The following is a 14,772-nucleotide window of genomic DNA, read 5'->3' on the forward strand; positions in this document are numbered from 1 at the left end:
GTGGATCATAAGGACGGGGCCGTGACGGGTCAATCTTTACGGCTGGGCAACTTCTATCCGGCCGCGCACACCAAAAACCGCAAGCGCGTATCATCGACCCATGATTCCTTTCTCGATACTCGACCTCTCGCCGATCGCCGAAGGCAGCGATGCGGCCACTTCCTTCCAGCGCTCACTCGACCTTGCCCAGCACGGCGAGCGCTGGGGCTACAACCGCTTCTGGCTGGCCGAACACCACGGCATGCCGGGCATCGCCAGCGCGGCCACCGCGGTGCTGATCGGGCACGTCGCGGCCGGCACCTCGACCATCCGGGTGGGCGCCGGCGGCATCATGCTGCCGAATCACTCGCCGCTGGTCATCGCCGAGCAGTTCGGCACGCTCGCGTCGCTGTTTCCTGGCCGCATAGACCTCGGCCTGGGCCGCGCCCCTGGTTCCGACCATACCACCGCGCGCGCCCTGCGCCGCAATTTGTCGTCGGATGCCGACGAATTCCCGCAGGACGTCGTCGAACTGATGGATTATTTCGCCGATTCGCCACGCCGCCAGGTGCGCGCGATTCCGGGCGCGGGCCTGGACGTGCCGGTCTGGATCCTCGGTTCGAGCCTGTTCGGCGCCCAGCTGGCCGCGGCGCTCGGCCTGCCCTACGCGTTTGCCTCGCACTTCGCGCCGCAGATGATGATGCAGGCGATCGACATGTACCGTTCCACCTTCCGGCCGTCGAAGCAGCTCGACAAGCCCCATGTGATGCTCGGCTTTAATGTGTTCGCGGCCGACACCGACGCGCAAGCGCAGCTGCTGGCGACCTCGATGCAGCAGGCCTTCGTCAACCTGCGCACCGGCCGTCCGGGCAAGCTGCAGCCGCCGGTGCCCGGCTACCTGGAAAGCCTGGGCACGGCCGAACGCATGATGCTCGACAGCGTGCTTTCCTGCAGCGCGATCGGTGCCCCGGCCACGGTGGAGAGCCAGCTGCGCGCCTTCGTCGCGCGCACCGGCGCCGACGAGCTGATGATCACCTCGCAGATCTACGACCACGCGGCCCGCCTGCGCGCCTACGAGATCACGGCCGACATCCGGCGCAAGGGCTGACCGGGGTCCGGTCGCATGGCGCGTCCGGTACGCGCCATGCGACCGGATGGGAGGCTACAATCGGGCCTGTCATCCAGCCTGGAGTATCCATGCGTTTCCGCCTTTCCCTGCTTGCGCCCGCCGCCCTCGCCCTGTCCCTGCTGCCGGGCTGCGCCGTGGTCGCCAAACTCAGCACCGAACCCCTGATCGAACAGCACGCCCCCAAGGACTACAGCGGCGTGGTGGGCGTGCGCGCGGACGCGCGCTCCACCCTGGTGCTGCGCGCCAGCGGTCTGGCCCTGCGCGAGGAAGCCCAGGCCAACACCCGGGACACCCGCTTCATGATCGGCTCCATGAGCAAATGGATCACCGCCGTCACCGTGCTGCGCCTGGCCGACATGGGCAAGCTCGACCTCGACGCCCCGATTGCGCGCCACCTGCCCGAACTGCCGGCCGCCAACGGCGCCGTCACCCTGCGCCAGCTGATGTCCAACCGCAGCGGCATCCCGAACGGCCTGTCCGAGGCGCTGAAGAAGGACAAGGCCATCGAGAACCTGGAAATCGGCCCGGTGGCCGCCGCGCTGCGCTTCGGCGCCGGCACGGCCACGGCGCCGGGCGAGCGCTGGGATTATTCGGTGACCAACTGGGTGCTGGTGGCGGCCGTGGTGGAACGCGCGACCAGGGAGCCGTTCACGGAGACGGTGGAAGAACTGGTGCTGGCCCCGGCCGGCGTGCGCGACACGAGTTTTGGCGCCACCGGCTACGAGGATGCGGTGGGCATGGCGGTGGCCTACACCGCCAGCGGCGCCCGCAAGGTCCCGGCCGCCCCGCCAATGGTGGCCGCCAGCGGCACCATGTACAGCACGGCGCGCGACCTGGTGGCGATCGCCGACTCGGTCTACTTCACCAAGCTGCTGTCGGACAAGGCGCGGCGCGAGCTGGCCACGGTGCAGGTGGCGTCCGAAGACTACGCGCTGGGCGCGCGTGTAAAAACCGTTACGACGAAAAAAGGCGCCCGTCACCTGTTATGGTCGACGGGCGCCTTCGGGGGCTACAAGAGTGTGCTGGCCTACGATCCGGCGGACGGGCGCGCGGTGGTACTGCTGAATAACACCGACATGCCGCAGCCGGAACAGGGCAAGGTCGCGACGGCTTTGTTCCAGTCGCTGGACTAGGTCGCTGCGTGCTTTCCATTGTTACCAGCAGCACGTCGTACGCGCGAAGGCAGGGACCCAATTTCTGTTCGCGTTATCGAAACGCTGGCAAACTTGGATTCCCGCCTGCGCGGGAATGACGTGCATGGGTTTTGCGTCAAAAGGATGGCCTCAGTAGCCATCCCCAGTTTTACTTCACCGGATTCCCATCCGCATCGATCTTGCGCACTTCGCCGACATTCAGCGCACGCACGCCCGCTTCGATCTTGCTCATGTCACCCACCACGACCCACACCAGGCGGTCCGGCGAGTAGCTGCGGGCGGCCAGGGCGTTGGCCGACTGCGGGGTCATCGCCAGCGCCTTGCCGGTGAAGGTGTTGTAGTAGTCGTCCGGCAGGCCGTACTGCACGATGTTGGTGTACGCGGTGGTCAGCTGGCCGGCGGTCTCGAAGCTGCCCGGCAGGCCGAGCGTGTTGTTGTCCAGCGCGCTCTTGAGCTCATCGGCCGTGATCGGCTTGCCGCCGGCGATGTTGCGGTACTCGGTGACCAGTTCCTTCATCGCTTCGCTGGTCTTGTCGGTCTGCACCGGCGACATGCTCACGAACGGACGCTGGCCAATGGCCGCATACAGCTGGCTGTTCACGCCATACGACCAGTGCTTGTCTTCGCGCAGGTTCATGTTGATGCGCGAGCTGAAGGTGCCGCCGAAGACGTCGTTGACGATGTCGAGCTGCAGCGAGTCAGGGCTGTTCTTCGGCGGGGCCAGCTGGGCGCCGACGATCACGCTCTGCAGCGCGCCCGGGCGGTCGACCAGGTATACCACGCTCTTGTCGATCGGCGCGACGTTGGACAAGACCTTCTTCGGCACCTCGCCCGCCTTCCAGCCGGCGAAGGATTTCTCCAGCAGCGGCTTGATCTCGGCCAGGGTCGTATCGCCCACGATCATCAGGGTCGCATTGTTCGGCTTGAACCAGGTGGCGTGGTACTTGGCCAGGTCCTCGCGGGTCATGCGCTTGACCGATTCCTCGGTGCCGGTGCCGGTGAACGGACGCGAGTAGATGTGCTCCTTGCCGTACAACAGGCCCGGCAGCACGCGCAGCGCCATCAGTTGCGGCACGGTTTTCTCGCGCGCGATCGCCGCCAGGCGGTCCTTCTGCAGGCGTTCGAACTCGTTTTGCGGGAAGGCCGGGTTCAGCACCAGGTCCGAGTACACACCCAGTGCCTGCGGCAAGGTGGCCTTGAGCGTGTTCATGTACACGAACGAGGAGTCGAGGTTGGAACCGGCGCCGAACTGCGCGCCCAGGCCCGCGAACTCCTCGCCGATTTCCAGCGACTTGCGGGTCTTGGTGCCTTCTTCGAGCATGCGCATGGCCAGGCTGGCCACGCCCGGCTTGTCGGCCGCATCCGATGCATAACCGCTGTCGAGCAGCAGCTGGAAGTTCACCACCGGTGCGTCATGGCGCTCGGCCAGCACGACCTTCATGCCGTTCGACAGCGTGGTCCTCTGCAGTTCCGGCAGCTTGAGCGACATCGGCTTGCCCAGCATCGGTTCCTTGCTGCGGTCGATGCCAGGCTTGCCGGCCACCAGCGCGGTCGGGTACGGGTCGACCTGCAGCACGAAGTCGCCGTCGGCCAGCCAGGTGTTCATGGCTTTCTTCACGCTGGCAGGGGTCGCGTCCTTGATGCGCTGCAGGTAGATCTTGTAGCAGTCCGGATTGCCGGTATAGGTCTGGCACGAGGCCAGCAGGTCGCTCTTGCCGCCGAAACCGCCGACACGTTCTACCATGCGGGTGTAGCGGGCCAGGATGGTGGTCTTGGCCAGGCGCAGCTCCGCCTCGGTCGGGCCGTTCTTCATCAGCGCCTGCAGCTCTTCGTCGGCGATGCGTTCCATCCTGGCGACGTCGGCGCCGGGACGCGCGGTCAGGGTCAGGTCGAACTGGCCGCCGATTTCCGAACCGTCGGCGCTGGCATTGGCGCTGGTGGCCAGCTGGTCCTTGTAGACCAGGCGCTTGTACAGGCGCGAGGTCTTGCCGCCGCCCAGCACCAGGCCGGCCAGGTCAAGTTGCGCTTCTTCCGGCGTGTTCGCACCCGGGGTGTTCCAGGTGCGGTAGATGCGCGCCTGCGGCACGCGGTCCTGCACGGTGGTCCGATGCGTACCGGTGCGCTTGGCGATCCATTCCTGGTGCTTGGCCAGCGGTGGGCCCGGAGGAATGTGGCCGTAGTACTGCTCGACCTTCTGGCGCGCCACTTCCGGCGTGATGTCGCCGGAGAGCACCAGCACGGTGTTGTTCGGGCCGTAGTTCTTCTTGAACCAGTCCTGCACGTCGGTCATCGAGGCCGCGTCCAGGTCTTCCATCTTGCCGATCACGGTCCAGGAATACGGGTGGCCGGCCGGGTAGGTGTTATTCACCAGCAGCTCATAGGCCACGCCATACGGCTGGTTCTCGCCCTGGCGCTTCTCGTTCTGCACGACGCCGCGCTGCAGGTCGAGCTTCTTCTGGTCGACGGTGCCGAGCAGGTGGCCCATGCGGTCGCTCTCGGCGAACAACGCATAGTCCAGCATCGAGGTCGGCACGTTCTGGAAGTAGTTGGTGCGGTCCTGGTTGGTGGTGCCGTTCAGGTCGGTCGCGCCGATGCCTTCCATCGCATTGATGTAGGTGGCCTTCTTGAAATTGTCGCTGCCGCTGAACATCAGGTGTTCGAACAGGTGGGCGAAGCCGGTCTTGCCGACTTTCTCGTTCTTGGAACCCACGTGGTACCAGGTATTGACCGCCACCACCGGTGTCTTGTGGTCTTCATGGACCAGTACCGTCAGGCCGTTTTTCAGCGTGAACTTGGTGTACGGGACATTCGGGATAGGAATGTCCGGGGTGCTGGACTGTTTGGCCGGGGCCGCCTGCACGGCGGACATGCCGGAGGCAAGCGCAAGCGCTGCGGCCAGCTGGATACTGCGACGAACGGATACTGCCATGGTGCTCCTCCAAAGGATCATCCGGGTCGGATGGAATACGGCGGGTTGCCGCAAACCGAACAGCCGGTGCGAGCCGGCGTGGTCGATCCTTGCATTCTAGGCAGCTTTTGGTATTGCAACAAAGAACAAATTACGCATGGGCGAGGAATCCATGCGCGTTGCATGTCATGGGACGATTCGCAACAGTTTGCCGTTGGTCTCATCCGTAATCGCATACAAGTGCCCATCCGGCCCCTGGCGCACGTCGCGCACGCGCTTGCCGATGGCGAGCTTTTCCTGCCGCGTCACCCTGCCCTGCGCATCGAGCGCCACGCGGCGGATGTCCTCGCCCGCCAGGCTGCCACTGAACAGGCTGCCCTGCCATTGCGGGAAGGCCTTGCCGGTGTAATACGCCAGGCCGGATGGCGCAGGTGACGGCACCCACACGACGATTGGCTGCACCATGCCCGGCACCACCTTGGTCCCGATCGGCTCGCGCGAGCTGTAGTCCAGGCCGTAGCTCTGCAGTGGCCAGCCGTAGTTCTTGCCGGCTTCGATGGCGTTGATTTCATCGCCGCCGCGCGGGCCGTGCTCGCTGGCCCAGACACGGCCGCTTTGCGGGTCGACCGCGATGCCCTGGATGTTGCGGTGGCCGATGCTCCACAGCTCGGGCAGCGCGCCCTGTTGCCCCGCCAGCGGGTTGCCGGCAGCCGGCTTGCCGTCGGCAGTCAGGTGCAGGATCGCGCCGTTGTGGCTGCCCAGGTTCTGGGCCTGGTCGCGCGCCAGCATCGGGCCCACGCGCTGGGGCGGGTTGCCACCATCGCCGATGCTCATCAACAGCGTGCCGTCCTTCAGGAACACGATGCGCGAGCCGAAGTGCTGGCCGCCGCTTTTCGCGGGCAACGCCGTGAAGATGGTCTTGATGCCATGCACGCGCTTGCCGTCGAACACGCCCTGGACCAGCACCGTGCGGTTCTCGTCCTGGGTGCCGCTGGCCAGGGTCAGGTAGATGCGGGGATTCGGGCCCTTGTCGGCCGGATGCACGGCGATGTCGAGCAGGCCGCCCTGGCCGCCGGTGAACAGTGCCGGCAGGCTTTCAAGGGCAATGTTCTCGAAACGCTTGCCGTTCAGGAGATGCAGCGTGCCCTTCTTGCCGGTGACGAGCAGGCGGCCGTCGGCCAGCCAGGCCATGCCCCAGGGCTGCGGCAGGCCGTCGGCGACGGTTTCGGCGCGCCAGCCCTTGGCCGCCGGCGGCTCGGCCACCGGTTGAATGGCCTGCGCGGATGCCAATCCCGCAAGCGTCGTGAACAAGGTGGCAACGACAATTTGCCGTTGTGCTAACGTTCGTTGATAACTCGTCATGGAAATATCTCCTGGGATTGGTCAAAGCATTAACATTGTAGGTTAAATGCCGCATTTTGCTTCATTTTGTCTGCACGTTTAACACAAGGAGCGTAGAATTCACATTTGAGCGAACCAGCCATAAGGATCCCATCCGATGATGCAACGCCGAGCATTCCTGAAGTCCTCCCTCCTCCTCGCAGCACCCACCCTCAGCCTCCCCGCATTTGCCGATACCTTTGCCAATAATGCATCAGCCGCTCCAGGCGAGCGTGTACTGCGCCTGTACAACACGCACACCGGCGAAAAGCTGAACCGCGTGTTCTGGGCCGAAGGCGAGTTCGACAAGGATGCGCTGAAGGACATCAACAAGGTGCTGCGCGACCATCGCACCAACAAGGTTGCGGACATGGATCCGGAACTCTTGCTGCTGCTGACTGCCGTGAACCAGAAGATGGACAACAACAAAGAGCTGCACATCATTTCGGGCTACCGCTCGCCGGAATCGAATGCCAAGCTGCATTCGGCCAGCGGTGGCGTGGCCAAGCGCAGCCTGCATATGGAAGCGAAGGCGATCGACATCCGCATCCCGGGCAAGGACCTCAAGATGCTGCAGCGCGCCGCCATGTCGGCCAAGGTCGGCGGCGTCGGCTACTACCCGGAATCGCAGTTCGTCCACGTGGACACCGGCCGCGTGCGTTACTGGTAAGACCATGACGCGGCAACTTGCCCGCGTCATGCTGGGCCTGGCCTGCCTGGCCGGGCCCGCGACCGCCCTGGCGCAAGCCGCCGGACAGGCCGCCACCGTCACGGTGCAATCGACCCGCGATCCGGTGGATAAATCCTACAGAAAAATGATCAAAGGCATGGAGCGCTTCGCGCGCGAACATGCCCTGGCGCCGAACGCGCCGCTGCGCTTCCAGCTGCTGCCGCGCCTGCCCACCGTCGACATGACTGGCATCACGCTGCGCGTGGCCGGCGACAGCGCCAGCATTCCCGTGCCGGTCGCGCCGGACAACAGCTTCGTGCTGCCGCGCAGCGAGGCCGCGCTGCGCGAAGACGCCGCCGTGCTCGCCAACCGCAAGACCACCAGCATGACCTGGCGCGCCCTCATCGTCACCCCCGGCCTGCCTGCGGGCACGCGGCGCCTGGGCGACATGCGCCTGGAGTGCCGGGTCGGGGTCGAGGCCGGCCTGGTGTCGAACAGTTCCCCCATGTTTGCCTGGATCGCCAACGCCCTTACTTCTCCCGAGCAGGTGTGCGGCGGCCCCGACGGCAACTACCTGTTCTTCGCCGACCGCCCCATCTTCGGCGTGCGCCTGCGCGCCGGCGACCGGGTCGAAACCCTGCCCTTCCACATGCTCTACGCCGGCGGCGAGCAGAGCAAGACCGACCTGCAGTATTGCGACTGCCAGGTCATGCTCGACCGCACCTTTTACGCGCCGATCTGGGACAAGAGCTGGCCCGACGATACGCTGGTCGAGTTCGACTATATGGAGGACGCGCCATGATGCGCTTCCTGTTCATGATGCTGCTCCTGTCGGGCTGCGCCGGCACGCCGGCCCCGAAGGGCACGCAGGCACCTGGCGAGCGGCTGCAGCAAACCGTCGTTCCCGGCTCGACGACCAAGGCGCAATTGCTGGCGGCATTCGGCCCCACGAAACACGTGGTGTTCGACAGCGGCTATGAAACCTGGGTCTACCAGGCGCCGGCAAGCGGCGGACGCTTCAGCGAATTTGTCGTCCTCATCAATCCTGCCGGCCTCGTCACCAAGACCCGCACGCGCGAAGCCGCCTTGCCCGCCCAATAGATGATCGTAGTAAAGTTGTGCATCTTCATTGCCAGGATGCCGACATGCCGCGTACGCTTGCCCTCTCCCTCGTATTGACAGCCCTGCTGTCGGCCGGCGTCCAGGCCCAGGGCCTGTCGCCCATCGAACAACGCATCGGCGACGAGATCAAGGCGTGGCAGCCGGAAGCGATCAATCTGCTCGAGCGCAGCGCGCGCATCAACAGCGGCACCCTGAACCTGGCGGGCGTGCGCGCCACCGGCGAGGTGTTCCGGAAAGAACTCGACGCCCTCGGCTTCAAGACCGTCTGGATCGACATGCCGCAGGCCATGGGCCGGGCCGGCCACCTGGTGGCCAACCGCACTGGTCCCAAGGGCAAGCGCCTGCTGCTGCTCGGCCACCTCGACACCGTCTTTGAAACCGACGCCCCCGGCCCGCTGTGGGAACGCGAGGGCGAGCGCGCGCGCGGCCAGGGCGTGGGCGACATGAAAGGCGGCAACGTGGTCGTGATCGCCGCCCTGCGCGCCCTGCACCGCGCCGGCGCGCTGGACGACACCAGCATTACCGTCCTGTTCACCGGCGACGAGGAAGAAGCCGGCTACCCGCGCGAGGTCTCGCGCCGCGACATGGTGGAACTGGCCAAGCTGAGCGATGTCGCCCTGAGTTTCGAAGGCGCCATCACCGGCCCTGGCGGCCAGGCCATGGCCACCGTCGGCCGCCGCGCCACCGCCACCTTCGATCTCGACGTCAAGGGCCGCCAGGGCCATTCGCAGGGGGTGTTCGGCAGTGCCGGCTTCGGCGCCGTGTACGAAGCCGCGCGCATCCTCGACGGCTTCCGCCAGGCGGTGGTGGAGCCGGGCCTGACCTTCAACCCGGGCGTGATCCTGGGCGGCACCGACGTCGCCTTCGACGAGGCCAACGCCAAGGGCACGGCGGCCGGCAAGACCAATGTGATTGCCAACACCGTCACGGTGCGCGGCGACCTGCGCTATCTCGACTATGCCCAGCGCGACCGGGCCCATGCCCGCATGCGCGAGATCGTCGGCCAGCACTTGCCGGGGGCCAGCGCCAGCATCACCTTCCGCGATTCCTACCCGCCGATGGCGGTCACGCCGGGCAACCTGAAGCTGCTGGAACTGTATTCGCAGGCCAGCGTCGATGCCGGTCTGGGCGCCGTGGGCGCGGTGCCGCCGACCGCGCGCGGCGCCGGCGACATCCAGTTCATCGCGCCCATCATCGACAGCCTCGACGGCCTGGGCGCCAGCGGCGGCGCGGCGCACTCGCCCAGCGAGCACGTCGACTTGGGCTCGCTCGAGCGTTCCGCCGTGCGCGCCGCGCTGCTGATCTACCGCCTGACACGCTAGCCAAGCGGACGTGCGCGCGCACGGCTTCGCTGGCACAATGGACGTTCTTGATGTGCTGGTTCCCGGAGGCTGTCATGCGTGCGTGGACATATCTGCTGGTCATACTCACTTTCTGCCTCACGGCCTGCGGCGGGGGCGGCGGCAGTCCCGGCACGGGCGGCACGCCACTCCCGAACCCGAACCCGGGCGCCACCACCGGCGCGCTGGTCGTCGCGGCCACCGGCCTGCCGGCCGGCGTCAACGCCTCGGTGCGCGTCACCGGCCCCAATAATTACCAGCAAGACCTCACCGCCTCGCAAACCCTGTCCGGTCTCGCGGCGGGCAGCTACAGCGTCGCCGCCGCGCCCGTCACCGCCGGCGGCGTCACCTACACGCCCACGCCGGCCACCCAGAGCGCGGTGGTCACCGCCGGCGGCAGCGTCACCGCCACCGTGGCCTATGGCGGCGCGACCGTCAGCGTGAGCCTGAGCGAAGTCGTTACCAACCTCAACAACCCGACCTGGCTCACCGCCCCGGCCGGCGACGCCCGCCTGTTCGTGCTGGAACGGGCCGGGCGCATCCGCGTCGTGGAAAACGGCAACCTGCTGTCGGCGCCCTTCCTCGACATCAGCGGCCGCGTCTTCACCGGCGGCGAAGGGGGTCTGCTGTCGATGGCCTTCGACCCGCAATACGCGCGCAACGGCTATTTCTACATTTACTTCACCGACCCGCAGCAGAACATCGTCATCGAACGCTTCACGGCCGGCAGCAATCCCAACCTGGCCGACGCCACCAGCAGCCTCGTGATCCTGCGCATCCCGCACCCGAACTTCACCAACCATTTCGGCGGCCAGGTGGCCTTCGGTCCCGACGGCTTCCTGTACCTGGGCCCGGGCGACGGCGGCGGCGCGGGCGACCCCAATGGCAACGGCCAGAACCTCAATTCGCTGCTGGGCAAGCTGCTGCGGATCGACGTCAGCGCCGCCACTGCGGTCCAGCCCTACACCATCCCGGCCTCCAACCCCTTCCGCAACCAGGCCGGGCGGCGCGCCGAAATCTGGGCCGCCGGGCTGCGCAACCCGTGGCGCTTCAGCTTCGACGGCAGCCTGCTCTACCTGAGCGATGTCGGCCAGGACCGGCGCGAGGAAGTCAATATCGCGGCGGCCGACGCCGCCGGCGCGAACTACGGCTGGAACACGATGGAAGGCACGCTGTGCTACAACGCCGCCACCTGCGACCGCAGCGGCCTGGTCCTGCCGGTGTTCGAGTACGACCACGGCAGCAACGACACCAACGGCTGCTCGATTACCGGCGGCTTCGTCTACCGTGGCCGCGCCATGCCGGAACTGGCCGGGCGCTATTTTTATTCTGACTACTGCCGCGGCTTCCTGAAAAGCTTCCTCGCCACCGGCGGCAGCATTACCGAGCAGCGCGACTGGAACGTCAGCGGCATCGGCAACGTGGTCTCGTTCGGGCAGGACGGCCAGGGCGAGTTGTATCTCATGAGCTCGCGCGGCAGCGTCTATAAAATTGGCCGAACCCCCACTCCATGAAGTTAGAATAGAGAAATGGCACGCTTACTCCTTTCCTTCCCCGAAGACCAGTTCTACTATTCCACCCCGATGTCGGTGCGCGTCACCGACATCAATGCCGCCAACCACCTCGGCAACGACTCGATGATCTCGATGATCTCCGAGGCCCGGGCGCGCTTCCTGTTCGAGTTCGGCGTCGCCGAAACCGAGCGCGACGGCACCGGCATCATCGTCACCGACCTCGCGACCACCTACCGCGCCGAAGCGCATGCGCGCGACCAGCTGCTGTTCGAGGTGGGGGTCATGGACTTCAACAAGTACGGCGGCGACATCACCTTCCGCGTCACGCGCCCGCGCGACCGCAAGCTGATCGCGATGGCGAAGTCGGGCTTTGTTTTCTTCAATTACAAGAGCAGCCAGGTGGTGGCGATGCCGGATGATTTTCGCGGCAAGTTCGATCGGGTGAACTGGATCGATTGACAGTCCTTGCGCCGGGGCGACGCCAGCCTAATCCTTCCTCGGCCGCTCCAGCACGACCAGTTCCGGTTCTGGTTGGGAGCGGCAATCTTCCAGTCTCCCCTCGCCCGCATCCACCGGGCCATACCATGCGCGCACGCCGATAAAGCCGCCGGTGCGCAGGATCCATGCCTTCCTGGTAGCCGTGTCGAATACCAACGTGTGCCGGAAACCGTCGCTCACCAGCGGCGGATAGGCCAGCTTCACGCGCACCAGGCGGCCATTGGCCGAGAATGCCGGCCCACTCACGGCCGGTATCGGCTTCATGAAACCACCGAAGGAAATGCCGTAGCGTTTAACCAGCGCATCGAGCGCCGGACAGGCGCTGGCGTTCGCGGCGAACACCAATGCGGCAAGTGCCACGATAACGCGTTGCATGCGATGTCACTCCTTCCAGGCGGGATACCGAACACCATAGCAGTTTCCCGAAAATACTTGGAACTTTCCGGCCCCGTCGTCGCAATACAGGTAAAGATGACGACCATGACCACCTTCACCGCCGACACCGCCGACCACGAGCTGCTGCGCCAGATGCACGCCGGGCGCGCCGACGCCTTCACGGCGCTGTACCGGCGCCACCAGGGTCCGCTGTACCGCTACGCGCTGATGCGCTGCGGCTCGCCCGACACGGCGGCCGACGTGGTGCAGGAAGCCTTCATGGGCCTGTTGACGAAGCGCTTCGCGTTTGACCCGCTGCGCGGGCAGCTGCAGCACTTCCTGTTCGGGGTGGCGCGCAACCTGGTGCTGAAACAGGAGGAAGCGCGCCACCGCCACGCGGCGCTGCCGGAGCCCGGCGAAGACGGCGAGCTGGAACTCGATATCGCCTGCGACGGCCCCGAGCCGCTGGCCCGCCTGCTGGGCAACGAGGCGGCCGAGGAAGTGCGGCGCGCGCTGGGCCTGCTGCCGGCGCACTACCGCGACGTGGTCATCCTGTACGAACTGCATGAGCTGTCCTACCAGGAGATCGCCACGGTCTGCCAGGTCGACATCGGCACCGTCCGCTCGCGCCTGTCGCGCGGCAGGGCGGCCCTGGCCAAGCGCCTCCGGGCGCACGCCCCTGCCTGCCTCACGAATTGATGGAGTCAATGATGAACAACCCGGACCCGCACGACGCACTCACCCCCTGCTTCGCCGCCCTGCGCAGCGAGCTGGCCGGCATCGATACGCCGCGCTGCGTCGAGAAGGAATTGATGCAGGCCTTCACCCGCCAGTTCGCTCCCAAGCGGCGCTGGTACCAGGCCCTGAGCCTGCCGCAATGGGGCACCGCCGGCGCGCTGTGCTCGCTGACCGTGGTGGTGCTGCTGCTGGCGCGCTCGCCGCACGATGCGGTGAGCGTGGGCGGCCAGCCACTGGTCGGTTTCGACAACGGCGGCGCCTTCGTGGCCCTCGATTCGCTCGAGCGGATCGAAGCCGAACCGGATGCGCAGCTGCTCGAAGCCGACGTGCCGCGCACCGCCCTCGCCTCGCTCGGCATGCCGGTGAGCCCCGGAAACGCGGGCGACACCGTGCGCGCCGAAATGCTTGTCGCCGCTGACGGCCACCCGCTGGCCGTGCGGCTCAGTTCCGCCAACTAAGTTAGCACCTAAAACATTACCCACAAGAGGATGCCATGATGACCAAAAAGATCTTGATTGCCGCACTGCTTGCCTGCGCCTTCGGCCCCGCGCTCGCTGGAGACATGGGGTTCGAAGAGGAACCGCAGGCCGAGCGCCGCATCGTCACCCGTACCGGCGGCGACGACATGCACCTGCGCCTGGCCGACGCGCTGAACATGGCCAATGTCACTGGCGGGGACACGACTGTCATCCACCTGCCGCGCGACCGGGTGGTCAAGAACGCGCCCTACAGCGGCGAACTGGTGTCGGAACGGACCCAGACCCTGGGCGACGGCAACCAGATCACCAGGAAGACCAGCTCCACGAGCTACCGCGACAGCGCCGGCCGCACCCGCATCGAAGTGCGCAACCAGGACGGCGAGGTGGTCACCGTGACCATCCACGATCCGGTCGAAGGCGTGCGCTACATCCTGCGCCCGCGCGACAAGAGCGCGATCAAGGTGTCGGCGCCGGGCGCCGCCGCCATCGCCGCGCGCGCCGCTGCCCGCGCAGCGGCCGGCGAAGCCCGCGCCGCCGGGGCCCACGCCCGTATCGCCGGAGAACAGGCGCGCCTGAAGATCGAAGAATTGCGCAAGGAAGGCAAGTTGCCGGACGGCGTACGCGAACGCATCATCGTCAAGCAGGTCGAACGCTCGGCCAATGGCGAGCACAAGGACGTGCAGATCCGCGTCGCCGAGGTCGCCGAGGCGCGCATCGCGGCACGGGTGGCGCCGATGATCGCCGGCGCCATCGGCGAACACAAATGGGCCACCAAGGCCGAGACCAAGGACCTGGGCACCCGCGAATTCAACGGCGTGAAAGCCACCGGCACCCAGCGCAGCTACGAGATCCCGGCCGGCGAGATCGGCAACCGCGATGCGATCGTCGTCAGCACCGAGACCTGGACCTCGCCGGAGCTGCAGGCCGTGGTGTACCAGAAGCGCACCGACCCGCGCGCCGGCGACTTCGTGCTGCGCCTCGAGAACCTGAAACGCGAGGAACCGGCAGCGGCGCTGTTTGCCGTGCCATCGGATTACACGGTGAAGGATCCATCGGCGCTGGCGAAGGCGGCGGCGGAGAAGGCGGCTGCTGCGGTGAAAGCGGAGAAGAACGGCTAAAAGGTTCTTTTGTTACCCTTAAAACGTCGTTCCCGCCTGCGCGCACTGCTGTCCGGAATAATTTGCTTGACTTAGCAAGGAGGGGTTGCAGGCATTGGTTTACGAGGGTTAACCTCGGTTTGCCGACTTAAAAACCAAACCTGCAACCATGTACAGCATAACGACATTTCAAGAATTAATGAAGGGGCTGCCCCGCGCTGCCTTCGATCAGGCAGTCGCCCGCCACAATGCCGCCAAATATACCAAGCACTTCAAGCCTTGGAATCACATGACGGCGATGGTGTATGCGCAGGCCAGCGGAGCGCCGAGTTTGCGCGCCCTCGAAACTGGCTTCAATGCGCACGCATCGCATCACTACCATCTCGGCG

15 protein-coding genes are annotated in these 14,772 nt (G+C 66.1%); 12 read left to right on the plus strand and 3 right to left on the minus strand.

Annotation, left to right across the window (positions count from 1 at the left end; genetic code table 11):
• The first annotated feature begins 100 nt into the window (after positions 1–100).
• Both BM031_RS21125 and BM031_RS21130 read left to right on the plus strand, forming a co-directional pair.
• The gene (locus BM031_RS21125; protein ID WP_091876531.1) at positions 101–1,087 is read left to right on the plus strand and encodes an LLM class flavin-dependent oxidoreductase; all 987 of its coding nucleotides are present in this window, start codon (positions 101–103) and stop codon (positions 1,085–1,087) included.
• Positions 1,088–1,176: 89 nt separating this feature from the next.
• Positions 1,177–2,241: a serine hydrolase domain-containing protein gene (locus tag BM031_RS21130; protein ID WP_091876532.1), complete on the plus strand. Its 1,065-nt coding sequence runs from the start codon at positions 1,177–1,179 to the stop codon at positions 2,239–2,241.
• A 169-nt stretch (positions 2,242–2,410) separates the two neighbouring features.
• Here the strand turns inward: BM031_RS21130 and BM031_RS21135 are convergent, their stop codons facing one another.
• Positions 2,411–5,191 (minus strand): M16 family metallopeptidase, encoded by a 2,781-nt coding sequence (locus tag BM031_RS21135; protein ID WP_091876533.1) that lies wholly within the window; start codon positions 5,189–5,191, stop codon positions 2,411–2,413.
• Positions 5,192–5,356: 165 nt separating this feature from the next.
• Complete coding sequence (locus tag BM031_RS21140) at positions 5,357–6,481, minus strand: PQQ-dependent sugar dehydrogenase (RefSeq protein ID WP_229409101.1); 1,125 nt, start codon at positions 6,479–6,481, stop codon at positions 5,357–5,359.
• 187 nt (positions 6,482–6,668) lie between these two features.
• Between BM031_RS21140 and mepK the strand changes: the two genes are divergently transcribed.
• From mepK to BM031_RS21170, 6 genes are all read left to right on the plus strand, one after another.
• The gene (gene mepK / locus BM031_RS21145; protein WP_091876535.1) at positions 6,669–7,220 is read left to right on the plus strand and encodes a peptidoglycan L,D-endopeptidase MepK; all 552 of its coding nucleotides are present in this window, start codon (positions 6,669–6,671) and stop codon (positions 7,218–7,220) included.
• A gap of 4 nt (positions 7,221–7,224) precedes the next feature.
• A complete protein-coding gene (locus tag BM031_RS21150; RefSeq protein WP_091876536.1) occupies positions 7,225–8,022 on the plus strand; it encodes a hypothetical protein in 798 nt (265 codons plus the stop codon).
• Positions 8,019–8,321: a hypothetical protein gene (locus tag BM031_RS21155; protein WP_091876537.1), complete on the plus strand. Its 303-nt coding sequence runs from the start codon at positions 8,019–8,021 to the stop codon at positions 8,319–8,321. Before BM031_RS21150 ends, BM031_RS21155 begins: the two co-directional genes overlap by 4 nt.
• A gap of 44 nt (positions 8,322–8,365) precedes the next feature.
• Positions 8,366–9,664, plus strand: coding sequence for a M20/M25/M40 family metallo-hydrolase (locus BM031_RS21160; RefSeq protein WP_091876538.1), 1,299 nt, complete (start codon positions 8,366–8,368; stop codon positions 9,662–9,664).
• A gap of 74 nt (positions 9,665–9,738) precedes the next feature.
• Complete coding sequence (locus BM031_RS21165) at positions 9,739–11,196, plus strand: PQQ-dependent sugar dehydrogenase (RefSeq protein ID WP_091876539.1); 1,458 nt, start codon at positions 9,739–9,741, stop codon at positions 11,194–11,196.
• Between the two features lie 15 nt (positions 11,197–11,211).
• Positions 11,212–11,655 carry a thioesterase family protein gene (locus BM031_RS21170; RefSeq protein ID WP_091876540.1) on the plus strand — a complete coding sequence of 148 codons (444 nt, stop codon included), beginning with the start codon at positions 11,212–11,214 and terminating at the stop codon, positions 11,653–11,655.
• Between the two features lie 27 nt (positions 11,656–11,682).
• Here BM031_RS21170 and BM031_RS21175 read toward each other — a convergent pair whose 3' ends face one another.
• Positions 11,683–12,069, minus strand: a complete 387-nt coding sequence (locus tag BM031_RS21175) for a hypothetical protein (protein WP_091876541.1) — start codon at positions 12,067–12,069, stop codon at positions 11,683–11,685.
• Positions 12,070–12,174: 105 nt separating this feature from the next.
• On the opposite strand from BM031_RS21175, the gene BM031_RS21180 reads away from it, so the two are divergent.
• The 4 genes from BM031_RS21180 to BM031_RS21195 all read left to right on the plus strand — a co-directional run.
• Positions 12,175–12,768 carry an RNA polymerase sigma factor gene (locus tag BM031_RS21180; protein ID WP_229409102.1) on the plus strand — a complete coding sequence of 198 codons (594 nt, stop codon included), beginning with the start codon at positions 12,175–12,177 and terminating at the stop codon, positions 12,766–12,768.
• Between the two features lie 11 nt (positions 12,769–12,779).
• Complete coding sequence (locus BM031_RS21185) at positions 12,780–13,265, plus strand: hypothetical protein (RefSeq protein ID WP_091876543.1); 486 nt, start codon at positions 12,780–12,782, stop codon at positions 13,263–13,265.
• A gap of 35 nt (positions 13,266–13,300) precedes the next feature.
• Complete coding sequence (locus BM031_RS21190) at positions 13,301–14,404, plus strand: hypothetical protein (RefSeq protein ID WP_177207850.1); 1,104 nt, start codon at positions 13,301–13,303, stop codon at positions 14,402–14,404.
• 178 nt (positions 14,405–14,582) lie between these two features.
• The coding region (locus BM031_RS21195) for a DUF4372 domain-containing protein (protein ID WP_177207819.1) at positions 14,583–14,772 on the plus strand (190 nt) is incomplete at its 3' end.

Source organism: Massilia yuzhufengensis, assembly GCF_900112225.1.
Lineage (GTDB): Bacteria > Pseudomonadota > Gammaproteobacteria > Burkholderiales > Burkholderiaceae_D > Telluria > Telluria yuzhufengensis.